Below are 2,594 nucleotides of genomic sequence, written 5' to 3'. Positions count from 1 at the left end.
CCTGCGGCCCCGGCCGCAGCCGCGGCACCGGGCAGGCGTCGCGCAATGGCGAAACCCAAGCCCGTTTCCAAGCCGGCGGAGGCGTCGCCGGCCGCGCCGCGTCCGAAAGCCGCGGCGAAACCCCGCGCCAAGAAGGGTGACGCATGAGCGGCGCCGAAGATCACATCGACGACAGCACCGCGCCGCTGGTCGAGCATCTGGCAGAACTCAGGACGCGCATCCTCTGGTCGCTCGCGGCCTTTCTCGTGGCCATGGTCGTCTGCTTCTCCTTCGGCAGCGCGCTTCTGGACTTCCTCCTGCTGCCGATCGAGAAGACGATGCGGAATCTCGGCAACGAGAACCCGGTGATGCAATACACCGCGCCGCAGGAATATTTCTTCACCCTGATCCGGATCTCGATGGTCGGCGGGCTGACACTGTCCTTCCCGGTCATTGCCTACCAGATGTGGCGCTTCGTGGCGCCCGGCCTCTACCGCAGCGAGAAACAGGCCTTCCTGCCCTTCCTCATCGCCTCGCCGGCGCTTTTCCTGCTTGGCGCATCCTTCGCGCATTTCCTCGTCGTGCCGATGGCGATGCAGTTCTTCCTCGGCTTCGCGGACCTGCCGTCCTACTTCGCCGCTGTTTTCACCGGCGAGGATGCGGTTAAACCGGCGGGCGAGGGCATCCAGATCGTCTTCAACGGCAAGGTCAACGAGACGCTCGAGATCACCTTGAAGATGATCGTCGCCTTCGGCATCTGCTTCCAGTTGCCCGTGCTCCTGACGCTGATGGGAAAGGCCGGGCTGGCAAGCTCGCGCGGGCTTCGCGACGTGCGCAAGTACGCGATCGTCGGCATCCTGACCGTCGCCGCAATCGTCACCCCGCCGGACGTGGCGAGCCAGGTCTTGCTCTTCGCCGTCGTCTATGGGCTTTACGAGATCTCGATCTTTCTCGTCGCCTGGGTCGAGAAGAAGAAGGACGAGGAAGCGCGCGCCGAGGGAATCATCGGCGAGGGCGAGAGCCTCTTCGACGAAGAAAAGGACGACGCCGAGGGCGAGGCCGTCGCGCGGACAGACAAGGCCGGGTCATGACCGGGCCGCTCCTGACCCGGATCGCCGAGGCTCTGGAGCGGCTCGCGCCGGCGCCCCACGCCGCGCCGGATCTTACCGCCGAGGCCTTCGTCTGGCATGCGGACCCGGACCGTTTGGTGCCGGTGGCGGAAGTCGCGCGGGTGGACCTTCCGCTGCTCGTCGGCATCGACCGCGCGCGCGACACGCTCCTGGCCAACACGGCGCAGTTCGCGCAGGGCCTGCCGGCCAACAACGCGCTTCTCTGGGGCGCGCGCGGGATGGGCAAGTCCTCGCTGGTGAAGGCGGTCCACGCCGCGGTCCGCGCCCAGGGGACCGACCTCAAGATCGTCGAACTCAGCCGCGAGGACCTGTCCTCGATCGGGCGCCTGCTCGCGCTGCTACGCGCGGCGCGGGACCACCGGTTCATCCTCTTCTGCGACGACCTGTCGTTCTCGCATGACGACCAGCATTACAAGGCGCTGAAGGCGGTCCTCGACGGCGGCATCGAGGGGCGGCCCGAGAATGTCCTCTTCTACGCCACCTCGAACCGCCGGCACCTGATGCCGCGGGACATGATCGAGAACGAGCGGTCGAGCGCGATCAACCCGTCGGAAGCGGTGGAGGAGAAGGTCTCGCTCTCCGACCGCTTCGGCCTCTGGCTCGGGTTCCACCCCTGCAGCCAGGACGAGTACCTGGAGATGATCAGGGGCTACTGCGCCAATCACGGGCTGGAGGTCGACGAATCCACCCTGCGCGCCGAGGCGATCGAATGGCAGGCCACGCGCGGCGCACGGTCGGGCCGCGTCGCCTGGCAGTTCTTCTGCGATCTCGCCGGGCGCCGGGGCGTCCGTCTCTGACAGGGTGTCGCGCGTCCTCGCGCCCGCGCCGTCCGTGGCGCGCGCGCCCTACTGGAGGTAGGGGACGGGATCGACGCTGTCGAAGCCCTGGCGCACCTCGAAGTGCAGGAAGGCGGGGTCAGAGGAGCGCACCCTGGCAATCGGCTGGCCGCGCCTTACCCGGTCGCCCTTGGCTACCGCGATCCCGTCGATATTGGCATAGACGGTAAGCAGGTTGCCCTCATGCCGGATCACCAGGATCGGCACCTGGTCGGTGTCCTTGGTGATCGCCGCGACCGTGCCGTCGCCGGCCGCCGCCACCGAGGTTCCGGCCGAGGCGGCTATGTCGATGCCCTCGTTCTTCTTTTTCTGGTAGCCGCGGATGATCTTGCCCGCGACCGGCATGGCGAGCTTCGCGGTGCCCGAGGCGGCGGTCTTCTGCGCGCCGAGGTCGGGGGCGGGCGGGGTCTTCACCGGCTCGGCCGCGGGCTTCGTCTTCTCGGCCGGCAGCGGTGTGGCGGCCGAGGGCGGCGTTGGCGTGGGCGAGCCCTGGCCCGGTGCCGTCACGACCTCCTGCGGCGCGGCCATTGTCGCGGCGACGGGGATCAGCAGCGTCTGGCCCTCGCGCACGGCGAGGTCCGGGCCGAGGCCGTTCCAGTCCGCCAGCGCCTTGACGTTGACGTTGTAGAGCCGCGCGATCGAATAGGCC

At 68.4% G+C, this 2,594-nt stretch carries 3 protein-coding genes; 2 read left to right on the top strand and 1 reads right to left on the bottom strand.

The window, feature by feature from the left end; all coding sequences use genetic code 11:
* Window positions 1–143: 143 nt before the first annotated feature.
* Together tatC and F9K34_RS18565 are read left to right on the top strand one after the other, a co-directional pair.
* Window positions 144–1,070, top strand: a complete 927-nt coding sequence (gene tatC / locus F9K34_RS18570) for a twin-arginine translocase subunit TatC (RefSeq protein WP_291338585.1) — start codon at window positions 144–146, stop codon at window positions 1,068–1,070.
* On the top strand, window positions 1,067–1,906 hold the full coding sequence (locus F9K34_RS18565; protein WP_291338584.1) for an ATP-binding protein: 840 nt from the start codon (window positions 1,067–1,069) through the stop codon (window positions 1,904–1,906). Before tatC ends, F9K34_RS18565 begins: the two co-directional genes overlap by 4 nt.
* A gap of 48 nt (window positions 1,907–1,954) precedes the next feature.
* Here F9K34_RS18565 and F9K34_RS18560 read toward each other — a convergent pair.
* On the bottom strand, window positions 1,955–2,594 hold a 640-nt coding region (locus tag F9K34_RS18560), incomplete at its 5' end, for a LysM peptidoglycan-binding domain-containing M23 family metallopeptidase (protein WP_291338583.1).

The sequence above is a fragment of the Albidovulum sp. genome (assembly GCF_008933605.1).
Classification (GTDB): domain Bacteria; phylum Pseudomonadota; class Alphaproteobacteria; order Rhodobacterales; family Rhodobacteraceae; genus Albidovulum.
This window is presented reverse-complemented; position numbering and strand designations above follow the sequence as displayed.